Source organism: Dactylosporangium sp. NPDC005555 (assembly GCF_040605635.1).
In the GTDB taxonomy this organism is placed as follows: domain Bacteria; phylum Actinomycetota; class Actinomycetes; order Mycobacteriales; family Micromonosporaceae; genus Dactylosporangium.
Genome location: NZ_JBEXDG010000043.1, coordinates 1 through 18344 on the forward strand (window position 1 = coordinate 1; position 18344 = coordinate 18344).

The following is an 18344-nucleotide window of genomic DNA, read 5'->3' on the forward strand; positions in this document are numbered from 1 at the left end:
TACGGGCAGATCCTGTCGGCGCTCGGTGTGCTCACCTCCGGCCAGCTGGTCGAGGCGTCCCGGGCGGACCTCGTCGCGGAACACATCGGCGGGACGGCGGTGAAGACGACGCAGAAGTTCACGGAGGCGCTCGGCGGGGTGCTGTTCATCGACGAGGCGTACACGCTCAACCCGATCGAAGAGGGCGGCGGCGGGTCTGCGGCCACGTACGGAACTCGTCGATGTTCGCTCCGAACGGACCTGTCCCCAGGCGACGCCCAACACCTACCCTCGACGGATCCAAGTACGCCTGCCGACATTCCATCCGAGGACGGGTGACAACCATGCTCGACGTCGTCTTCACCGGCGAGCTGCGCAAGGTCGGGACCGCCCTGCTGTACGTGCTCGTCTTCCTGCTGGTCCTCGCCGTGGTCATGCACCGGCTCGACGCGGTGCTGGCGCACGGCCGCCGGTCACGGCGGTGGCACGTCGCGGTCTTCCTCGGCCCCGCGCTGCTGCTGCTGTGCCTGGGCCTGGCGTATCCGATGCTGCGAACGCTCTACCTGTCGTTCTTCGATGCGGCCGACCAACGGTTCGTCGCCCTGGACAACTACATCTGGATCTTCACCGACCCTGACACGCTGCTCATGCTGCGCAACACGCTGTTATGGGTCGTGTGCGTGCCGCTGGCGTCCACGGCGATCGGCATCGTGTACGCGGTGCTGGTCGACAACGCCCGCCATGAACGGATCGCCAACTCGCTGATTTTCCTGCCGATGGCGATCTCGTTCGTCGGCGCGGCCATCATCTGGAAGTTCATCTACGCCTACCGCGCCGCCGGGGAGGAGCAGATCGGCCTGCTCAACCAGGTGATCGTCGCGCTGGGCGGCGAGCCGCAGCAGTTCCTGAGCAACTCGCCGGGCAACACGTTCTACATGATCGTGATGCTGGTCTGGATCCAGGCCGGTTTCGCCGCGGTGGTCATCTCGGCCGCGATCAAGGGGATCCCGTCCGATGTCGCCGAGGCGGCCCGCCTCGACGGGGCCGACCCGCGGCAGATGTTCTGGTGGGTGACCATGCCCACGATCCGCCCGACCGTCGTGGTGGTGGTCATGACCATCACCGTCGCCACCCTGAAGGTCTTCGACATCGTCCGCACGTCGACCGGTGGACAGTTCACGAGCAGCGTGCTCGCCCTGGAGGTCTACAACCAGTCCTTCCGGGCCGACAACATCGGCCGGGGAGCAGCCCTCGCCGTGCTGCTGTTCGCGCTCGTGGTGCCGATCGCGGCGCTCCAGCTGCGCCGCCTGCGCCGCAACGCCTGACGGCGCGGGTGGCGCCCGCACGGGAGGCCGCCGCGTGGCACGACGGCAGGCAGCGGCCCGGGAGTTCTCATATAGCTTGTTGTTTAACCTGCGGCGTCCGGTGGTGACCCCGGTCGGTCGTGGAAACAGCCCTTGGTTGATCCTTCTTCTTGTCGAGGGAAGAAGATCAATGACCAAGGGCTGTCTCTGTGATCAGTGTGCCTGATGCTGCTGTGGCGGACGCGTTCGGGGAGTTGGGCAGGTTCCGGCTGGAGTTCTACCGGTGTCTGACGGGGCGGGCGGACGCGTTGTTCGAGCTGACTGACGCGCTGCTGTGTACCGATGCGCCGGTCAAGACCCTGGTGGGTCTGACGCTGGCGCCGGAGCATCAGCGTGGATACGGCGCCATGTATGACGGCCTCAACCAGGGCCGGATCGAGGTGCAACAGCTCCGGACCGCTGTGGCCGGTCTGCCGCTTGCCCGTTCGAGCGAAGGACGGCTCATGCTGGCGGTCGATGTCAGCCCATGGCTGCGTCCGGACGCGGTCACCAGCCCGGACCGGCTGTTCTGCCACGTCCACGGCCGTGGCCGTCATCAGGATCAGCTCATCCCGGGCTGGCCGTATTCCTTCGTAGCCGCGCTGGAACCCGGCCGGACCTCCTGGACCGCGGTGCTCGACGCGGTCCGGCTCGGACCCGACGATGACGTGGCAGAGGTGACCGCCGTGCAGGTCCGCGGGGTGCTGGCACGTCTGGTGCAGGCGGGGCAGTGGCGCCACGGCGACCCCGATGTGCTGGTCGTCTTCGACGCCGGCTACGACCTGGCCCGGTTGGCGTTCCTCCTCGTCGACCTGCCGGTCGAGATATTGAGCTCCACAGGTTGCCGGAGGCGTCCTGGACTTCCTTCTGCTGGCCGGTCGGGTAATACCGTAGATGGTCTCGTCGGCTGGGACGGTCGGGTTGTTACCGCGGTACTCCAGCATTCGGGTGGTTCGGCCGTCGAGGTCGGTGTAGATGGTGGTGGGGGTACCACCGCGGGGCGGGGTCATGTCGACGTGGTCGCCGTCGTAGGCCGTCTTGGTCCGCCACTGTTCGATGTCCTTGGCGTAGAAGACGGTGTCGGTGACCCGGCCGGCGCTGTCGAACTCGATGGTCGTGATCCCGGACCCGCTATGGGTGCGCCTCGAGCGGTACCTGCAACAGCGCTCGGATGTACGTCTCGGCCGGCTCCCGGTGCGAGCCGGCCGTGCCGGGGCGCGCGACCGCCGGCCGCTGTTCGTCACCTCGTCCGGAGCGGGGCGCGGTGGCGCGCCTGCTGTGCCGGTTCGGCCCCGGGATCGGTGTCGACGCGTGGCTGGGACTGCACGTGCTACGGCACACCTGCGCCACCCTCGCGCGCACCGCGGGCGTACCGCTGGAGGACATCCAAGACCAGCTCGGTCACGCCGACGGTCGCGCGGTCCGCCGCTACGACCACGGCGGTATCCGGCTCGACCGGGCCCCCGCCTACGCACTGATCGAGTACCACGCGGTCGTGTAGCCCTTCGGGTGCCAGCAGCACACAGAACGTGCGCGAGGTTCCCGGTGGACAGACCGACGTGTCATCGGGTGTGGGCTGCCCCAGAACCCTCGCGGCGGTGACCGTCCGCTCGTACGGTGTTGACCTGAACGGCGATCACCAGGCAGTCCCCGACCGGGGCTGCCGGCCGCTCATGCACATCCTGCACGCTCGGACCGGTCCCGGATCAGCCGGTCAGCCATGGCGCTGCCTTTGCCACCGCGTCATGGTCGGGGCGGCTGCGGACCATGGGGAGGAGCGCAGCGTTGCCTGATGGCGACGAAGGCACGACCCCGGCTGTCACACCGGCCGACTGGGGACCGACCGAGGACGGATTGGCGCCGACGACGCCGGCCCACCCGGCCGCGACCCGGACTTCGGTTGCGGCCGGCTCAACTTCATCAGAGCCATCACCGCCGACGTTCCCCCGACCGCCGTCAACCCCCGGCTTCCACGGCCTCGGCCACAGCCCCAGACCGGCATGGGCCTATCCAGCAGCGCGCTACCCACCGGCGCCCTGGATCGCGGCCTGGGTCGGTTGCCTGGCGAATGCCGGCGTCGTCGTCGTGTTCCGCCACCCCAATACCTGACGCCGTCGCATGGCGGCGGACCGCGACAGCACAAGCTGACCAGCTCCGCAAGCCTTCACCACACCGCAGTCGGGCGTCGAGGTCAGCGAGGCGGTCCCACGCCGCCGGAGCGCGGCACCGGACCCCGGCTGCCATCGCGATTGCGCTCGACCACACACCGGCCAGCCAGCCGGGCAGGACCCCCGAACCAGCCGAGGTCAGCGTCTCGTCCGATGGGTTCGCGCGGACAGAAACACCTCCGACGCAGGCGGCGTCGCCACCGCGGAACAGGCCGAGTGTTGTCGGCACCGTGTCACTTACTGCGCTGCCACCGCAACGCGCCACCGCCCTTGCCGTCCTGGTCCTGGTCCTGGTCCCGCCCGTGTCAGCGGACGGCCGTAAGTCCCAGACCTGCCGTGGACCGCGAGGCGTGCGTTGCGATCAGTGACCTTCGAGCGTCCGGATGTTCGCACGACCATAAGCATGCTGCACACTCCAGCACTTCATTTGAGATTAAGCAGCGATACATGCACATCAATCGTTGTTACTCTTCGAAGCTTACCATCTAATGTGATACATCTCTCACTCGACGTAACCGTATCGGATCGCTCACCATATGTGAAACAGATCGCCGTCACTGGATGCTTTGGGTTATCGCCTGAACACCTTGCGTGACCTCCATGGACCTCGACTTACATCAGCCGTCTGCACCGTCTTAGCGATTGGCCAGAAGCGAGCGACGTCGCGAAGCGTCGACTGGCCGTTGTTCACCGATTTGACTGAGTCAAGCATGGGGGGAACGGTTCATGGGTGGCTTGTCTGTCTTTGACCACTTACAGGGCCAGCTCACCCGCTTGTGCGAGGTCGCCGACATGGACCCGGGCGCACCCGTGCATCTGTTGAGGGATCTGCTCGGCGCCAACGGCGCTGCTGCACTGTCCGATCCGCCGGTGTGGCGATCCGACGTGTCCGACGACCATACGCCCATTGAGTTCTCAATTGCCTACAACGAGGGAGAGCCTCCCTCGCTACGCATTCTGGGTGAGGCGCTGGGCTCGCCTCCCGGCGCACAGACAAATCTGTCGGCAGCCTACCGATTCCTTGGTACGCAGATCCAGCGGTTCGGCCTGTCGACGTCCCGGCTGGACCGGGTGAAAGACCTGTTCGCCACCGAACATCCGCACGGGGAATTCGCGGTGTGGCATTCGCTGGTGCTTCGAGGCGGCCGGCCACCCGAGTTCAAGGCGTATTTCAATCCGGAGGTCAAGGGCGTGGCTCAGGCGCCCGACCTGGTGGCCGAGGCGCTGACCCGGCTCGGACTGAGCACGTCGTACCGGACGATGCTGGACCATGGCGTACGCCCAGGCGAGTTGGGCCGGTCTGATCGGCTGACGTTCTTCGCGCTGGACCTGCATGACGATCCGCAGGCTCGGGTCAAGCTGTACCTGAGTCACCACAACGCCGAGGTGCGCGACGTCCTGCAGGCGGCCGACGCGGTCGACGGCGTCGACGCGAGGCAACTCGCCGAGTTCTGCGAGGTGGCGGCCGGCGGCAGCGGCCCCTTCGAGGGTCGACCGCTGGTGGGCAGCTACACGCTCACCAGCGGTGCCGACAAGCCGGTCGGATACAGCCTCTACGTGCCGATCCGCAGTTACGTGAGCGACGACGCGGAGGCCCATGAGCGGGTCACGGCGTTGCTGGCTCGATACGGATTCGACAGGACAACATTCGACCGCGCCGTGTCCGCGGTGACCGGGCGGCCGCTCCGCGCGGGTGTCGGCCTGATCGCACATGTCTCACTGCGGCTGGGACCGCCGCGACCCGGGGTGACCGTCTACCTGTCCTCGGAGGCGTATCGGGTAGGCCCGCCACGACCGCGGCAGAACCCAGCGCCTCGGCATCGGGCCGCGCGTACCACGGCCGGACACTTCTGACCTTGAAGGAGCGAGTCATGTCGATCGACCCGAACACATTGCCTCCGCCGTACCGGATCAAGGTCGTGGAACCGATCCCGTTCCTCACCGCCGACGAACGTCGGCGCGCCCTCGCGGAGGCGGGCTACAACCCGTTCAACCTTCGTGCGGACCAGATCACCATCGACCTGCTGTCCGATTCCGGAACCGGTGCGACCTCGGCCGCGCAGGAGGCCGCCGCCGCGCTCGGCGACGAGTCCTACGCGGGTGCGCGATCGTGGTTCCGGTTCGTCGACGAGGTCCGCGACCTCACCGGCTATCCACACATCCTGCCGGTACACCAGGGGCGGGCGGGCGAACGCATCCTGTTCAGCACCCTGCTGAAGCCCGGCCAGATTTGCATCAGCAACACCCATTTCGACACCACCCACGCCAACGTCGAGTTGGCCGCCGCCGAGGCGCGCGATCTGCCGTGCCCCGAAGCGGCCGATCTTGACAGTGCGGAACCGTTCAAGGGCAACATCGACCTGGTTGCGCTGAAGCGGGTGTTGACCGGACCCGAACGGCAGCGGGTCGGGCTGGTCCTCATGACCATCACCAACAACGGTCTCGGTGCACAGCCGGTGTCCATGGCCAACCTCGAGGCCGTCAAGGAGTTGTGCGCGCGCCACCGCGTGCCGTTCTTCCTGGATGCGGCGCGGTTCGCCGAGAACGCCTGGCTGGTCAACCAGCGGGAACCCGGGTACCAGGACTGGACGCCGCGACAGATCGCCACGCGTGCGTTCGCCCTCGCCGACGGATGTGTGGTGAGCCTCAAGAAGGACGGACTCTCGGCGATCGGAGGGTTCATCGGGCTCCGCGACGACGACCTGCACGCCGGCTGCGAGGCGAACCTGATCGCCACCGAAGGGTTCTCGACCTACGGGGGGCTGGCCGGGCATGACCTTGAACGGCTGGCGCAGGGGGTACGGGAGGTCATGGACCCGGCGTACCTGCGAGCCCGTGCCGCATCGACGGCGCGGCTGGCCCGGATGATCAACGATGCCGGTGTCGACACTATCCAGCCGGCGGGCATCCATGCCCTGTACGTCAACGCCGGTCGACTGTTGCCGCACCTGGCGCCGCACGAGTTCCCTGGACACTCCCTCGGTTGCCAGCTGTTCCTCGACGGCGGAATCCGCTGCGCAGAGTTGGGATCGCTCTACCTGGGCCAGATGGACGACCAGCACCGGTTGCTGGCCCCCGCCCCGTTTGAACTCGTACGGCTGGCGATCCCCCGGCGGGTCTACACCGATTCGCACCTGGACTACGTGGCAAGCATTCTCGCCGGCATCGCCAAATCGCCTGAGCGGGTCCGCGGGTACCGGATCGTCTCCTCACCACGCCTGCTGCGGCACTTCAAGGTAAGGCTGGAGCCGCTGGAATGACCCCGCCGGGACCTCCGCATCAACTGCGCGGCTGACTCGCTGATCGAGCGACCAGCATGCGCGCCATGGCGTGCTGCACCAGCGCAATCAGTGCCTGCTTGCTGGAGGACCGATCCCTGGCGTCGCACCAGACCATCGGTACGATCGGCTGCAGTTCCAACGCGGAGCGGATTTCGTCCTCGCTGTACTGGCACTCGCCCCAGAATCGGTTGACAGCGGCGACAAACGGTATGTCTCGCCGTTCGAAGTAGTCGATGGCGGCGAAGCTGGACTCCAGCCGCCTGGTGTCGACCAGCACGACCGCACCGACGGCACCCTGCGCGAGCTCATCCCACATGAACCAGAACCGGTCCTGCCCCGGCGTGCCGAACAGGTAGAGAATCACGTCGTCGCTGATCGTGATGCGCCCGAAATCCAACGCGACCGTGGTGTTGGTCTTACCCTCCACGCCGGTCACGTCGTCGACGCCGACACTTGCCTGGGTCAGAACCTCCTCCGTGGTCAACGGCGGGATCTCGCTGACCGATCCGACCATGGTGGTCTTGCCGGTGCCGAAGCCCCCCGCCACAACGATCTTGACCGATGTGCGATCCACGTTGTATCAGTCCCTCTTGTCTAGAGTCTGTCAAGGCCGGCGAGCACCGTTTGCAGCACCTCGACATCTGCGATCTTCCGCTGCGCGGGAGCCCCAATGCCGAGGTACCGCTGTTCGAGAAGCACATCAACCATGATTTTGGTGATGGTGAGCGGCAGATGCAGGTAGGCGCCTATCTCCGCGATGGACATCCAGTTGGCGCATCGATTGATGATCTGCGCGTATTCCGGTTCGAGTCGTCGCGTATCAACCGGCATGGCGATTACCTGGGTGGCGAGGTCCAGGTTGACATTACGTGGACTTGTCCGTCCTTTGACCAGCATGTACAAGGGTACGAGCCGGCCGGCCTCCGTCTCGTCGTCGCCATCCCATTCGTCATACGCCATGGCCTGGGCCAAGTTGTGCCGTGGCTGCAGTTGCAGGAGGGCGTGTCGCGGTGCTCAGGTATTCGCCGATGCGGGTCACCAGGCGACCCATCTCGTAGGCGACCGTCCCCATGTCCACAGCCTGTTCGCAGACCACGGCCAGGCGGGCATTCCGCCCGGCGGCGGCGACGAACAGGGTCTTGCCGCGATACTCGACAACGACCTGGTCCACCGGTCCGCTGTTGAAGCCCCGGCCGGTACCGGCAGCGACGCTGTACAAGGAAGCTGCGCCGGCGGCCAGGGGGTCGGCTGCGTCCTGCGGCAGTGTCGAAGATTTCTGAACCACCAGACCATCGGTGGACAGGACAACCGCTGAAACGACATGCGGAACCTGCACAAGGTCGTCCAGCATCCAGGCCAGATCTTTCTGCGGTGTCGAGTTGGTCATGCTTCCCTGCCTTGATCAGCGCCGGTCACTGTGTCGTCGGTACCCGCGGTCAGCCCAGCTGCCCGGCCCCGCTGATAGTCCCTGTACCGCCGTTGAGCTTCCTCGGGGTCTCGAGCAGACACCTCCGGCGGCGTGTCGGCGCCTGGTGCGAGCTCATCGCGCAGCTCATGAGCAATGTGCTGCTGGGGTTGCCGGTGCGGCAGCGGCGGGCGACCGGCGACCTGCGGGCCGGGTGCGGCGGGGTTCATCGCATCCGCGACGGGCGACTCCGGAATCGACGGATAGCCGACGCCGCTGTTCGAGTTCTGACTCGGAAGCTGGTCTCCCATGGGGTCACCCGCAAGATTCGATCGTCGTCCGCCGGTGTGAAGAAGGGCCTGATACGAGGCGGATCCGTTCGTGCTCGTCATGCCTGCGGCGGCGACCGCCAGCAACTCGTGGCGACGGGGGTCCTGCGGCGCATCCGCCGAGGCGACGGTCGCCGGCACGCGGACGTCGACGTCCCGCCGATCGGTGGTCGGCTCCGTCGAATCGGCGGTGATCACCCGGTCGGGCAACAGCACGATCGCCAGCAGCCCGCCGTACGCCGACCTGCGCAGGGTTACCTGCACGCCTTCACGCTTGGCCAGTTCTGCTACGACGTGCAGACCGACCTGCGCACCGTCCTTGAGGTCCGTGATGTCCGGCGTTGGCGCGGTAGCCAGCAGTTCGTTCGCCTGTTCCACGGCCTCCGCATGCATCCCCATGCCGGCGTCCTCGATCTCCACCGCGACGCCGTGCCTGACCTCGTTGCACGTGACCCAGACCGTCGTCTCCGGCGAGGAGAACACCAGCGCGTTGTCGAGCAATTCGGCCAGCAGATGGACGGTCCCCGCGACCGCCGGTCCCACCAACGACACATCCGGTGCGCCGCGGAGCGTGATCCGCTGGTACTGCTGGGTCTCGGCAAACGCCGCCTGGAGCACCCGGTGCAGTGCCACCGGGTTCTTGAAACGCCGGCCGATCTGCCCGCCGGACAGGATCACCAGGTTCTCGAGAAAACGCCGGGTCTGGGTCAGCTGATGATTCACGTCGAACAGTTGGGCCAGCAGTTGTTCGTCGGCGACACGGTTCTGCATGTCCTCGACGACCTTGAGGCCGTGCTGGAGCGGGCGCTGAGGGCGGCGTGCAACACCCATCAGCATGGCGACACTGGCAGCCCGGGTCTTCGCCTCGTCGACGGCTGCTGCCGCCGCGGCTTGCAGTGACCTGTTGATGACGGCGGCGACCTGACCGATCTCGTCGTCGCCGAAGTCCCGGAAGGGCAGCTCAGCGGTGAGGTCAACTTGTTCGCGGCGGCGCAGGCGGTCCATCATCGCTGGCAGTCGCTTGTCCACCACCTCGGCGGCGTCGCTACCCAGCCGCGCCAGGCGCACAGACAACGCCTGGTCCACCAGAACCTGCGATTGGCGAATCGCCCACAGAATCGCGCCGATCGCGATCGACAGAGCGATCAGGCTGCCCACCGACGCGAACAGCATCTGATTGTTGCCGGTACGCAGCGCCTGCGTCGAAACCTCATCGGCCTGCACCACAGTCAGGTCGATCAACGCGTCGGAGACCTGGCGAGTCAGCGTCTCCCAGCGGACCTTGTCGGCGGGCAGACCGCGAGGCACTCCGCTGCGCCACGGGCCACCGGTGATGAGCGCGTTCTCGACGGCGACCAGTTCCTTCCAGGAGTCGCCCGCCGTGACCGCCTCGTAGCGCTGACGCCCCTTCGGCTGGAGGTGCGGCGCAACGCTTTCCAGGCCGGAATGGTAGGCGCCCACGAGACTCACGAACTGCAGGTATTCCTGCTGGCTGAATGCGCCGGACCCGAAAGCGCCGTCAATCGTCGAACCGGCTCGGGACATCAGGTCGCTGACTCGGAACACCTCGGTCGCTGCGATGCCGCCTTGCGTCGCCTTGACGTCTGGCACGACCCGGGCCTGGTTGTCGAACAGGCTGGTCGCAGCGTCGAGCAGTTCGTTGTAGAAGCCGTAAGCGCGCTGCTCGTCAGCGGATCTGGAATCGATCGTGCTCCGCACGCTCGGCAACTGGTCCAGATACTGCGTCAACGTCGTCCACCGCGTCACGATGGACTGCGGCGCAAGAGCCAACGCCGAGTCAGCCGCACTGCGTAGCGTTGTCAGCCGCCGATCGGTCTGTTGCCGCTGATCAAGCAACTGCTGCAGGCCTTTCGACGGCTGCACCAGATAGGCGATACTCAGTCGCCGCTCCTGCTGGATCGACGCCAACGCGGAGACGGCCGGAATCGACACCTGACGGACGCTGCTGGCGACGGCTCGGTTGTAGAAGCCCTGAAAGACCAGATATCCCGACGCCACAAGCCACAGCAGTACCGCGACGACGCTGGGGACCAGAACCAGCCGGATGACCCGACGTTTGATCGACCGCTTCCGATCCCTGCGCCGACCCGGCGCTTTCGGCGGATCACTGCGATCCGCGTCGGAACGCCTGCTGACGCGGTCGGCCTGTATATGCGCCACCTGTAATCCAATCATGGGCAGCCCAGGGGTACCAGCGGAGGAAAACTACTGGCCAACGCCGATGTGCACGCAAACCCTACCGGTGCGTGCCCGGCGACACTACACCGCATGCCACCAGAACCGCGACGTCTATCATTCGCGCAGGTAGAACAACGACGACGGCATCATCTGCGCCCCGACCGACTCGACGATCCAGCACGCAATCTATCTCAATACCGGCAGCAGCACGATCTTCGAACGGAGTTGCATGCTACCTACTCATTACATCGGTGTTTCGTGACCCGCGCTCGCCGGATCGCATGCACGCTCCGCGTCGCACGCGGCCAAACATATTGTTTGGTTCGTGGACCATTGATCGCATCGCGGTTTGGCGGGGACTGCGGTGCGGCCGGCAGCGGTAAGGGCCTGCGGTAACCGCTGAGCAGGACCCCGCGGACCTGCCGGCCAGCTGCGGCGGCGTCCGGCCGGCCTCAGGGAGGTGCCGGCTAGGGTGCCGGGTGCGGCGTGCGCGCGACACCGGTGAGCAGCCACCGCGTGGGGACGACGGTCGGCACACCGGCCCCCGTCCAGCCAGTACCGCCGCCGGAGGAGGTTCAGCCGCCGCCACCTGCCGGAGCCCGGCGCACCGACCGGCGCACCGGCTGCCGGGCCGTACGGGCCGGGACCGAACCGAAAGCGGTGCGCCCGCCGCGCGCGGGGCAGCCGCGCTGATCGCTGCCGCACTGTCCGCACTGTCCGTGCTGGTCCCGCAGCGGAGCTCACCGACGAATGGCCTGGCGGCCATGTCACACGCCGGCCGGATCTTGGCGAGTTGGGCACCGCGGCTCAGCATGGAAACCCCGCACAGCCGGCGGTGGGTGCGGCGGGGGCGAGACGGGCGACGGCGGCGAGCAGCTGTGGTGCGGGCCAGTCGGCTTCGTCGTCCGGTTCGGGGCGCCAGCGGTGCGCCGGGACGAGGCCGGGATCGACGAGGTGACGGCCCTTCGCAGCCTTCGATGGATCGGACAGAAATGTCCTGTGCCTGTTGATGGACAGCTAAATGTCCTGGGCGTGGACAGCTATGTATCCGCGCGTGGACAGTTCAATGTCCGTCTGCGCGTGGGTCTCTTGGCACCCTCGGGGTGCAGCTTGGCGGCTTCGGGCTGGTGGTCAACGCCGCCTCAGAGTGACCGTCGCTGGGAGGATGGCTGGCTGGGTGCCGGGTCGCGGCTGCCAGCCCGCTTAGCGGCTGCGGAGTTGGAGGCTGGCGGCGAGGGCGGTCAGGGCCGCGATGGCCAGGATGATCAGGGCGAGGCGGACGGCTCGGCGTCGTCGCGCCGTTGGGGTCGGCAGGTTGGTGGGGTCCGGTGTGGTCATCGGGTTCACACCTCCCCGATCGGGTCGGCGGCAGGTGTGGGTGTACGGCGCACCAGGTAGCCGGTGAGGGCGGCAGCGGCCCAGCCGATCAGAGCGATGAGCAGCGTCGTGACCGCGAGGTGGACGATGTTGTTGCCGAGGCGGTCGCTGACCGTGCCGCGCACGGTGAAGCCGCCGTCCTGGTCGGGTGGCCCGCCGCCGCCGAGGATGGCGACCGCGACGGTGGCGTAGAGCAGTTGCAGCAGCCCGGCGCTGAGGGCGGCCAGGCGGGCGACGCGGCGGCCCGCGGCCGGGTCGCGGCGCCACAAGGTGCCGGCGACGCCGATGGCTGCGGGGACCGCGAGTACGGTGACCCCCCGGTGCCAGCCGGTCGGGATGTAGGTGACCTGGTCGATCGCGGTGAACCCGGACAACGCGAGTCCGACCAGGGTTGCGAACAGACCGCCGATCAGGCCGGGCAGGGCGATCCCGGGTCGGCGTAGCAGCGCGCTGGCGCCGAGCAGGTACCCGACGCAGATGAGCAGGACGACCGCGAGGGCGATCCAGCCGCCAACACCGAACCAGCCACCAGCACCGAGCCGGTAGTGGACGGTGAGGCCGGCGTAGACGGCGAAGCTGGCAGCGGTGATGGCGACCATCGCACACAGGCCCGCCGCGGCCTGACCCCAGGGCGGCATGACCAGCGCGGCGCCGGCGCAGCCGGTGGCGAAGCGCATCCGTCGCCAGCGTCCGTCGAGGTGGGCGAGTTCGCCGAGCATGGCCTGGCCCCACTCCGCCCGCTGCGGGGACAGCAGGCTGATCGCCCAGCGCAGCAGCCGCAGCGGCGCGTCCTCGCTCGGGCCGTCGAGGAACCGGCGCGGGTTGCGGCGGTACAGCGCGATCGCCACGGCGATAGGCGCCAACAGGAAGACGAAAAAGAGCGGCATCACGCCTCACTCAGAAGATGACGGGGGTGGGTGGCGCTACGTTCGGAGCGCGCCGCGGCCAGGGCGGCTACGAAGTCGCGACCGGCGCCGGTCAGGCGGCACAGGTGCCGGGGCGGCCGGCTGTCGACGCCCGGCTCCCAGGCCGTCTCGAGCAGCCCGCGGTCGGCTAGCCGGACCAGGATCGGATACAGCGAACCCGATTTGAGGTTCACCTGGGTCCCGAGGTCGTAGCCGTATCGCCACCGGGCCGGGTCGGCGGCCAGTGCCCGCAGGACGTTGACGGTCTGCGGTGACGGGGGCCGGTTGCGCTGCACGAGCGTTAACTCTACTCATGTAGCTGTAACTATCAAGAGGCGCCAACTGCCTGTACATCTGCGGGTGCCGACAAATCATCCGGCCAGGTCACGGACTTGATCGACGATCTCTGGCATGACCGCCGGCCGCCCCCGCTGGCTTCACTTGGACAGGGGCGGACGGCATATGATCTGTCGTGCTGCTGCGCCTGGCCTACCTCGCCGCGACCAACGCCTTCGCCCTGCTGCGCTTGCTGCCGATGAGCGACCAGGACAAAAACATCGAGATCCTTGCCCTGCGGCATCAGCTACTCGTCCTGCAGCGCCAGGCGGCAAGCCCATGTTCACGAACGCCGACCGCGCTGTCCTCGCCGGCCTGCTCCACCGCCTGCCGGTGAAGCAGCTGCAGCAACTCCTGCTGCTGGTCCGCCCGGACACGATCCTGCGCTGGCACCGCGACCTGCTCAAGCGGCGCCACGCTGCGACCTGTGTGCCGAGGCGACGCGGGCGCCCACCCACCGTCCGCTCGATCCGCACCCTGGTCCTGCGCCTGGCCAGTGAGAATGCCTCGTGGGGCTACCGCCGCGTCCACGGCGAACTCGCCAACGGATACACCAACTTCCAGCGCGGCGCCAACGGGCACCTCCTGCGATACACCGCCGGACCGACCGTCATCGTCGCCACAGACGACTGGGGCGGCAGCGTCGCGAGCCAGCCGCTGGCCTACCAGGTCGGCCCGGACATCGACGTCTTCTTCCGCAGCACCGACAACCACCTGTGGAACTACCGGTGGTCGCCGACGAACGGCCTGACGAAGACCGACTGGGGCGCCGGCGCGACGGGCGGGGTGAGCGGTTTCGCCTACAACGGCGAACGACACGTCTTCACTCCCGCCGCAGACGGCAAGCTGCGGCACTGGTTCCAGAAACCCGGCCAGGCACCCGCATTCGAGACCTGGAACGGCGCACCCGCGGCCGACGGGACGCCGTCGGCGTTCCTGACCACCGACAACCGCTTCGAGGTCTTCGTCCGCGACACCACCAACCACCTGCTGTGGTGGGAGCAGCCACGCACGATGAGCACCGCGCCGGCGCCCGTCGCGTTCGCCAACGCACAGACGATCTACGGTGATCCCACCGCGGTCGCCGTCGCGAACCAGATCAACGTCTTCGCCCGGCTCGCCGCCGGCACCGGCAACGGCGGCAAGCCGATCCACCGCTGGTACTTCACCAGCACCGGACCGTCCAGCACGATCAGCAACGTGTCCTGGGGCGGCGACGCGCTCGACCAGCCGACCGCGGTGTCGTGGTCGACCAACGAGATCTGGGTCTACGCCGAGAGCCTTGACGGCCACGTCTGGCGCTGGAACGGCCGCAGCGGCAACCCGACGACGGTCACGTTCACGCAGCTCCCCGGCGCCACGATCTTCGGCCCACCGAGCGTGCACACCGACACCGGCGCCCAGCACTACATCTTCGCCAACGGCCAGAACGGCAACATGCATTTTTGGTACTGGCACTACGCCGGCCAGAGCGTCTGGGGCGACTGGGGCGCCGGTCTCGGCACGCCCTGACACGTTAGGGGCCGCCCGGCGACGGGCGGCCCCTAACGCTGCGCTGATGGGGATCCGACTGCCGGCGCCGGCGCGGTTCGGCGACGAGCTGGCCGCGCTCGGATGGGTCAGTGACCTGCTGGTGGCCGGGTCCCTCGGCACCGGCGCCCGCCGGGGTCGACTCCGCCTGGAGCTTCGTCGAACCCGGCGTGCACCGCCGCTTCGGCACCCTCCCCTGTGCCGGCCTGGAACCCCGGACGTCCGATCAGGCCTCCAGCAGCCACCATGCGATCGGCACCCCGCCGGCGGGGGCTGCGGCGTTGAGGTGCAGGCGCAGCTGGCCGGTCGCCGGGTTCGGCACCGCTGCCTTCACCCACACGGCGGTGTTGCGCTGCGCGACCGCGAGTGCCCGGGTGGAGGTGAAGACGTGCAGCCCGCTGACGGTCACGCTGCTGGCGCCGGCCGGCACGGTGGCGGTGCCGCTGCGGCTGAAGCGCGCCTGGCCGCGGACGTCGAGGGCGGTCTTGCTGAACTCGTCCGGTGCGGAGGCGACGACGCCGATACCGCCGAGGTCGCCGGCGGCACCGAAGACGCCGGTGCCGATGTCGCTGCGCCCGATGAGTCCGTTGCCGTTCGAGGAGTACCCGACGACACCCGCGTCGAAGCCGGTGGCGTCGACGGCGACGGTAGCGGTGTTGCGGACGTCGAGCGTGGCGGTGTCGGCCGTCGAACGCAGGACGGTGGACGCGGCGCCGGCGTTGTTGTCCGCACCCTGGACGACCGGGTCGCCGGATGCGGCGGCCGCCGGGCTGACGGTCGTGACAGCGGCGGCGATCGCCGCCACACCACCGGCGCCCGCTCCGGTGAGGATGCCGCGCCGGCTGAGTTTGTTCGCTGGCTTCTGCTGGGCCATGACTTTTGCTCCCCTCGTGTCGTGGTCATCGCGACCCGTCCAGCGTCAGGGCAGGCAACCCGGAATGCGAGCGGCTATCCGTCTTTTATAACGACGAATAACGATTGATTTACCCTTCAAGGAATTGAATTCCCTCCCAATTCATCCGGAGCAAAACCATCCCGCTCCAAACGATTATCTACTCCGCGCCGGCAGTGCGCGTACGCTTCCGCCCGGACTGCCGTCCGATGCGCTCGACCGCACGAAGTGCGGCGATGGCGGTTCGATCATCGAGGTGGGCGGCATTCCCGCCGGGATCGCCGCGGCCATCACCGATCTCCGATTGCGGCCGTCCCGCCCGCTGGAGCGCCTGAAAGAATCTTCACCAACCAACCTCTTCGTGACCGAGAAGTGCGGCGAGATCCTCACCCTGTCGTCCGCGAAACGCGATCATGTCGTCTCATTCTTCCGCCACGGAACCCGCACTTCTGAGAACCGTCCTGGTCCTGTGGACCAGGACGCAGCAGCCGGACCGTCGGCCCACCCGGACGCGGCACCACCCTGGGATTCACCACCCCGCCCGGCCGGGCCACCTCCCTCGACAGGGCGATGCCACCGGCCGGTACATCCAGGGCCAGCGGGTAGAGGCCCGCCGTGCAGACCCGTCACAGCGAAGCCCCCGCGTGCGCCGGCGGCGGCACGGCCGGCCCGCGATGACCAGGCTCCATGCCTGGCTCCTGTCGGGCATCAACGACCGTTCGCTGCAGCACGCCGGGCCGGGCGCGAAACCGGCCGCGGACCGCCGCCACCCGTGGTGGAAGGTGATGTGCCTGACCGGCGTGGACTACTTCTCCAGCCTGGGCTACCAGCCGGGGATCGCCGCGCTCGCCGCCGGGCTGCTGTCACCCGTCGCGACGGTGGTACTGGTGCTGGTCACCCTGCTCGGCGCGCTGCCGGTGTACCGGCGGGTCGCCGCGGAAAGCCCGCACGGTGAAGGCTCGATCGCGATGCTGGTGCGGCTGCTGCCGTTCTGGCAGGGCAAGCTGTTCGTCCTGGTCCTGCTCGGGTTCGCCGCCACCGACTTCGTCATCACGATGACCCTGTCCGCTGCCGACGCGACCGCACACCTGGACGAGAACCCGTACTGGCCGGCGGCGCTGCGCGACCACGAGGTCCCGGTGACCCTGGTCCTGCTCGGGCTGCTCGGCGCGGTGTTCCTCGTCGGGTTCACCGAGGCGATCGGTATCGCGGTCGCGATCGTCGGGGCCTACCTGACCTTGAACGTGATCGTCGTCGTCGACGGCCTGTGGCTGATCGCGACGCACCCGTCGACGTTCACCGGCTGGACGACGGCGTTGACGGCCCAGCACGGCAATCCGCTGCTGGTCGTGGCGATCGCGTTCATCGTGTTCCCGAAGCTGGCGCTGGGCCTGTCCGGATTCGAGACCGGCGTGGCGGTGATGCCGCACCTGCGCGGCGACCCGGCCGACAGCGAGGACCATCCGACCGGCCGGATCCGCGACACCAGGAAGCTGCTCACCACCGCGGCGCTGATCATGAGCGGCTTCCTCCTCACCAGCAGCGTCGTCACCACGGTCCTGATCCCGGCGCCCGAATTCGCCCCGGGCGGGAAGGCCAACGGCCGGGCGTTGGCGTACCTGGCGCACGAACAACTCGGTCCGGTCTTCGGCACCGCATATGACCTGTCCACCATCGCGATCCTCTGGTTCGCCGGCGCGTCCGCCATGGCCGGCCTGCTCAACCTGGTCCCCCGGTACCTGCCCCGCTACGGCATGGCGCCGCAGTGGGCCGGCGCGGTCCGGCCGCTGGTCCTGGTGTTCTTCGCCGTCGCGGTCCTGATCACCGTCGCCTTCGACGCCGACGTCAACGCCCAGGGCAGCGCCTACGCCACCGGCGTCCTCGTGCTCATGACCTCCGCCGCCGTCGCTGCCGCCCTGTCCGCGCGCCGGCACCACGAGCACCGCAAGTTCACCGCATTCGCAGTCATCGCCGCCGTCCTCACGTACACCACGATCGCCAACATCGCCGAACGCCCCGACGGCGTGAAGATCGCCGGGTGCTTCATCGCCGGCATCGTGCTGGTGTCGGTGCTGTCGCGGATCGGCCGGTCGTTCGAGCTCCGGGTCACCGACCTGCAGTTCGACGCCACCGCCCACACCTTCATCCAGGACTGCGCCCGGCGCACGATCCGGCTCGTCGCCAAGGAACCCGCGCACCGCTCGATCGTCGACTACCAGGACAAGACGCGGCAGGTCCGGGCGGACAACGACCTTCCTGACGACGCCGACGTGATCTTCGTCGAGGTGGCCATCACCGACGCCTCCGACTTCGCGTCCGCCGTCGTCGTCCGCGGCGAGGTCATGCACGGCCGCTACCGCGTCCTGATCCTGGAGAACCCGGCCGTCGCGAGCGCCATCGCCGCGCTGCTGCTCGGCATCCAGGACCGCACGGGCCGCCGCCCGCACATCTACTTCGAATGGACCGAAGGCAACCCGGCCGCCAACTTCCTCCGCTTCCTGATCTTCGGCCAGGGCGAGATCGCACCGGTCACCCGCGAAGTGCTGCGCCGCCACCAGCCCGACCGCAACCACCGGCCGCACGTCCACGTCGGATGAGCA

At 68.1% G+C, this 18344-nt stretch carries 15 protein-coding genes and 2 pseudogenes; 9 read left to right on the forward strand and 8 right to left on the reverse strand.

The genetic code is table 11. The features are described 5' to 3' along the window. From ABZS58_RS35395 to ABZS58_RS35420, 6 genes and pseudogenes are all read left to right on the forward strand, one after another. Positions 1-171 (forward strand): annotated as a pseudogene (locus ABZS58_RS35395) (ATPase); the annotation flags it as partial. Between the two features lie 152 nt (positions 172-323). Beyond that, the gene (locus tag ABZS58_RS35400; RefSeq protein WP_354787624.1) at positions 324-1304 is read left to right on the forward strand and encodes a sugar ABC transporter permease; all 981 of its coding nucleotides are present in this window, start codon (positions 324-326) and stop codon (positions 1302-1304) included. 188 nt (positions 1305-1492) lie between these two features. Beyond that, positions 1493-2152, forward strand: a pseudogene (locus ABZS58_RS35405) (transposase); the annotation flags it as partial. Between the two features lie 341 nt (positions 2153-2493). Then, positions 2494-2823 carry a tyrosine-type recombinase/integrase gene (locus ABZS58_RS35410; RefSeq protein WP_354787625.1) on the forward strand — a complete coding sequence of 110 codons (330 nt, stop codon included), beginning with the start codon at positions 2494-2496 and terminating at the stop codon, positions 2821-2823. Between the two features lie 1393 nt (positions 2824-4216). Then, the gene (locus ABZS58_RS35415; protein ID WP_354787626.1) at positions 4217-5344 is read left to right on the forward strand and encodes a tryptophan dimethylallyltransferase family protein; all 1128 of its coding nucleotides are present in this window, start codon (positions 4217-4219) and stop codon (positions 5342-5344) included. 17 nt (positions 5345-5361) lie between these two features. Next, entirely contained in the window at positions 5362-6750 is a 1389-nt protein-coding gene (locus tag ABZS58_RS35420; protein ID WP_354787627.1) for a tryptophanase, read from the forward strand. Positions 6751-6769: 19 nt separating this feature from the next. On the opposite strand, the gene ABZS58_RS35425 is transcribed toward ABZS58_RS35420, so the two are convergent. The 7 genes from ABZS58_RS35425 to ABZS58_RS35455 form a co-directional block, all read right to left on the reverse strand. Continuing rightward, positions 6770-7345 carry an ATP/GTP-binding protein gene (locus ABZS58_RS35425; protein ID WP_354787628.1) on the reverse strand — a complete coding sequence of 192 codons (576 nt, stop codon included), beginning with the start codon at positions 7343-7345 and terminating at the stop codon, positions 6770-6772. 20 nt (positions 7346-7365) lie between these two features. After that, a complete protein-coding gene (locus ABZS58_RS35430) occupies positions 7366-7731 on the reverse strand; it encodes a DUF742 domain-containing protein (protein WP_354787629.1) in 366 nt (121 codons plus the stop codon). Further along, positions 7721-8158 (reverse strand): roadblock/LC7 domain-containing protein, encoded by a 438-nt coding sequence (locus ABZS58_RS35435; RefSeq protein ID WP_354787630.1) that lies wholly within the window; start codon positions 8156-8158, stop codon positions 7721-7723. Before ABZS58_RS35435 ends, ABZS58_RS35430 begins: the two co-directional genes overlap by 11 nt. Next, positions 8155-10701 carry a nitrate- and nitrite sensing domain-containing protein gene (locus ABZS58_RS35440; RefSeq protein ID WP_354787631.1) on the reverse strand — a complete coding sequence of 849 codons (2547 nt, stop codon included), beginning with the start codon at positions 10699-10701 and terminating at the stop codon, positions 8155-8157. The genes ABZS58_RS35435 and ABZS58_RS35440 overlap by 4 nt, the downstream gene beginning before the upstream one ends. A 1206-nt stretch (positions 10702-11907) precedes the next feature. Beyond that, complete coding sequence (locus ABZS58_RS35445; RefSeq protein ID WP_354787632.1) at positions 11908-12042, reverse strand: hypothetical protein; 135 nt, start codon at positions 12040-12042, stop codon at positions 11908-11910. A 5-nt stretch (positions 12043-12047) separates the two neighbouring features. Then, positions 12048-12968: a hypothetical protein gene (locus ABZS58_RS35450; RefSeq protein WP_354787633.1), complete on the reverse strand. Its 921-nt coding sequence runs from the start codon at positions 12966-12968 to the stop codon at positions 12048-12050. Beyond that, positions 12968-13282, reverse strand: coding sequence for a PadR family transcriptional regulator (locus ABZS58_RS35455; protein ID WP_354787634.1), 315 nt, complete (start codon positions 13280-13282; stop codon positions 12968-12970). The genes ABZS58_RS35450 and ABZS58_RS35455 overlap by 1 nt, the downstream gene beginning before the upstream one ends. Before the next feature lie 176 nt (positions 13283-13458). On the opposite strand from ABZS58_RS35455, the gene ABZS58_RS35460 reads away from it, so the two are divergent. Next, positions 13459-13659, forward strand: coding sequence for a hypothetical protein (locus ABZS58_RS35460; protein ID WP_354787635.1), 201 nt, complete (start codon positions 13459-13461; stop codon positions 13657-13659). Next, complete coding sequence (locus ABZS58_RS35465) at positions 13602-14834, forward strand: hypothetical protein (protein ID WP_354787636.1); 1233 nt, start codon at positions 13602-13604, stop codon at positions 14832-14834. The genes ABZS58_RS35460 and ABZS58_RS35465 overlap by 58 nt, the downstream gene beginning before the upstream one ends. Before the next feature lie 244 nt (positions 14835-15078). On the opposite strand, the gene ABZS58_RS35470 is transcribed toward ABZS58_RS35465, so the two are convergent. Then, complete coding sequence (locus ABZS58_RS35470) at positions 15079-15726, reverse strand: hypothetical protein (RefSeq protein WP_354787637.1); 648 nt, start codon at positions 15724-15726, stop codon at positions 15079-15081. 692 nt (positions 15727-16418) lie between these two features. Between ABZS58_RS35470 and ABZS58_RS35475 the strand changes: the two genes are divergently transcribed. After that, entirely contained in the window at positions 16419-18341 is a 1923-nt protein-coding gene (locus tag ABZS58_RS35475) for an amino acid transporter (protein ID WP_354787638.1), read from the forward strand. Positions 18342-18344 lie beyond the last annotated feature (3 nt).

Bases quoted from the DNA above. Each gene is read 5' to 3' on its own strand.
- ABZS58_RS35400 (WP_354787624.1), top strand. From the start codon at position 324: ATGCTCGACGTCGTCTTCACCGGCGAGCTGCGCAAGGTCGGGACCGCC.
- ABZS58_RS35410 (WP_354787625.1), top strand. From the start codon at position 2,494: ATGTACGTCTCGGCCGGCTCCCGGTGCGAGCCGGCCGTGCCGGGGCGC.
- ABZS58_RS35415 (WP_354787626.1), top strand. From the start codon at position 4,217: ATGGGTGGCTTGTCTGTCTTTGACCACTTACAGGGCCAGCTCACCCGC.
- ABZS58_RS35420 (WP_354787627.1), top strand. From the start codon at position 5,362: ATGTCGATCGACCCGAACACATTGCCTCCGCCGTACCGGATCAAGGTC.
- ABZS58_RS35430 (WP_354787629.1), bottom strand. From the start codon at position 7,731: ATGGCGTATGACGAATGGGATGGCGACGACGAGACGGAGGCCGGCCGG.
- ABZS58_RS35435 (WP_354787630.1), bottom strand. From the start codon at position 8,158: ATGACCAACTCGACACCGCAGAAAGATCTGGCCTGGATGCTGGACGAC.
- ABZS58_RS35440 (WP_354787631.1), bottom strand. From the start codon at position 10,701: ATGATTGGATTACAGGTGGCGCATATACAGGCCGACCGCGTCAGCAGG.
- ABZS58_RS35445 (WP_354787632.1), bottom strand. From the start codon at position 12,042: ATGACCACACCGGACCCCACCAACCTGCCGACCCCAACGGCGCGACGA.
- ABZS58_RS35450 (WP_354787633.1), bottom strand. From the start codon at position 12,968: ATGCCGCTCTTTTTCGTCTTCCTGTTGGCGCCTATCGCCGTGGCGATC.
- ABZS58_RS35465 (WP_354787636.1), top strand. From the start codon at position 13,602: ATGTTCACGAACGCCGACCGCGCTGTCCTCGCCGGCCTGCTCCACCGC.
- ABZS58_RS35470 (WP_354787637.1), bottom strand. From the start codon at position 15,726: ATGGCCCAGCAGAAGCCAGCGAACAAACTCAGCCGGCGCGGCATCCTC.
- ABZS58_RS35475 (WP_354787638.1), top strand. From the start codon at position 16,419: ATGACCAGGCTCCATGCCTGGCTCCTGTCGGGCATCAACGACCGTTCG.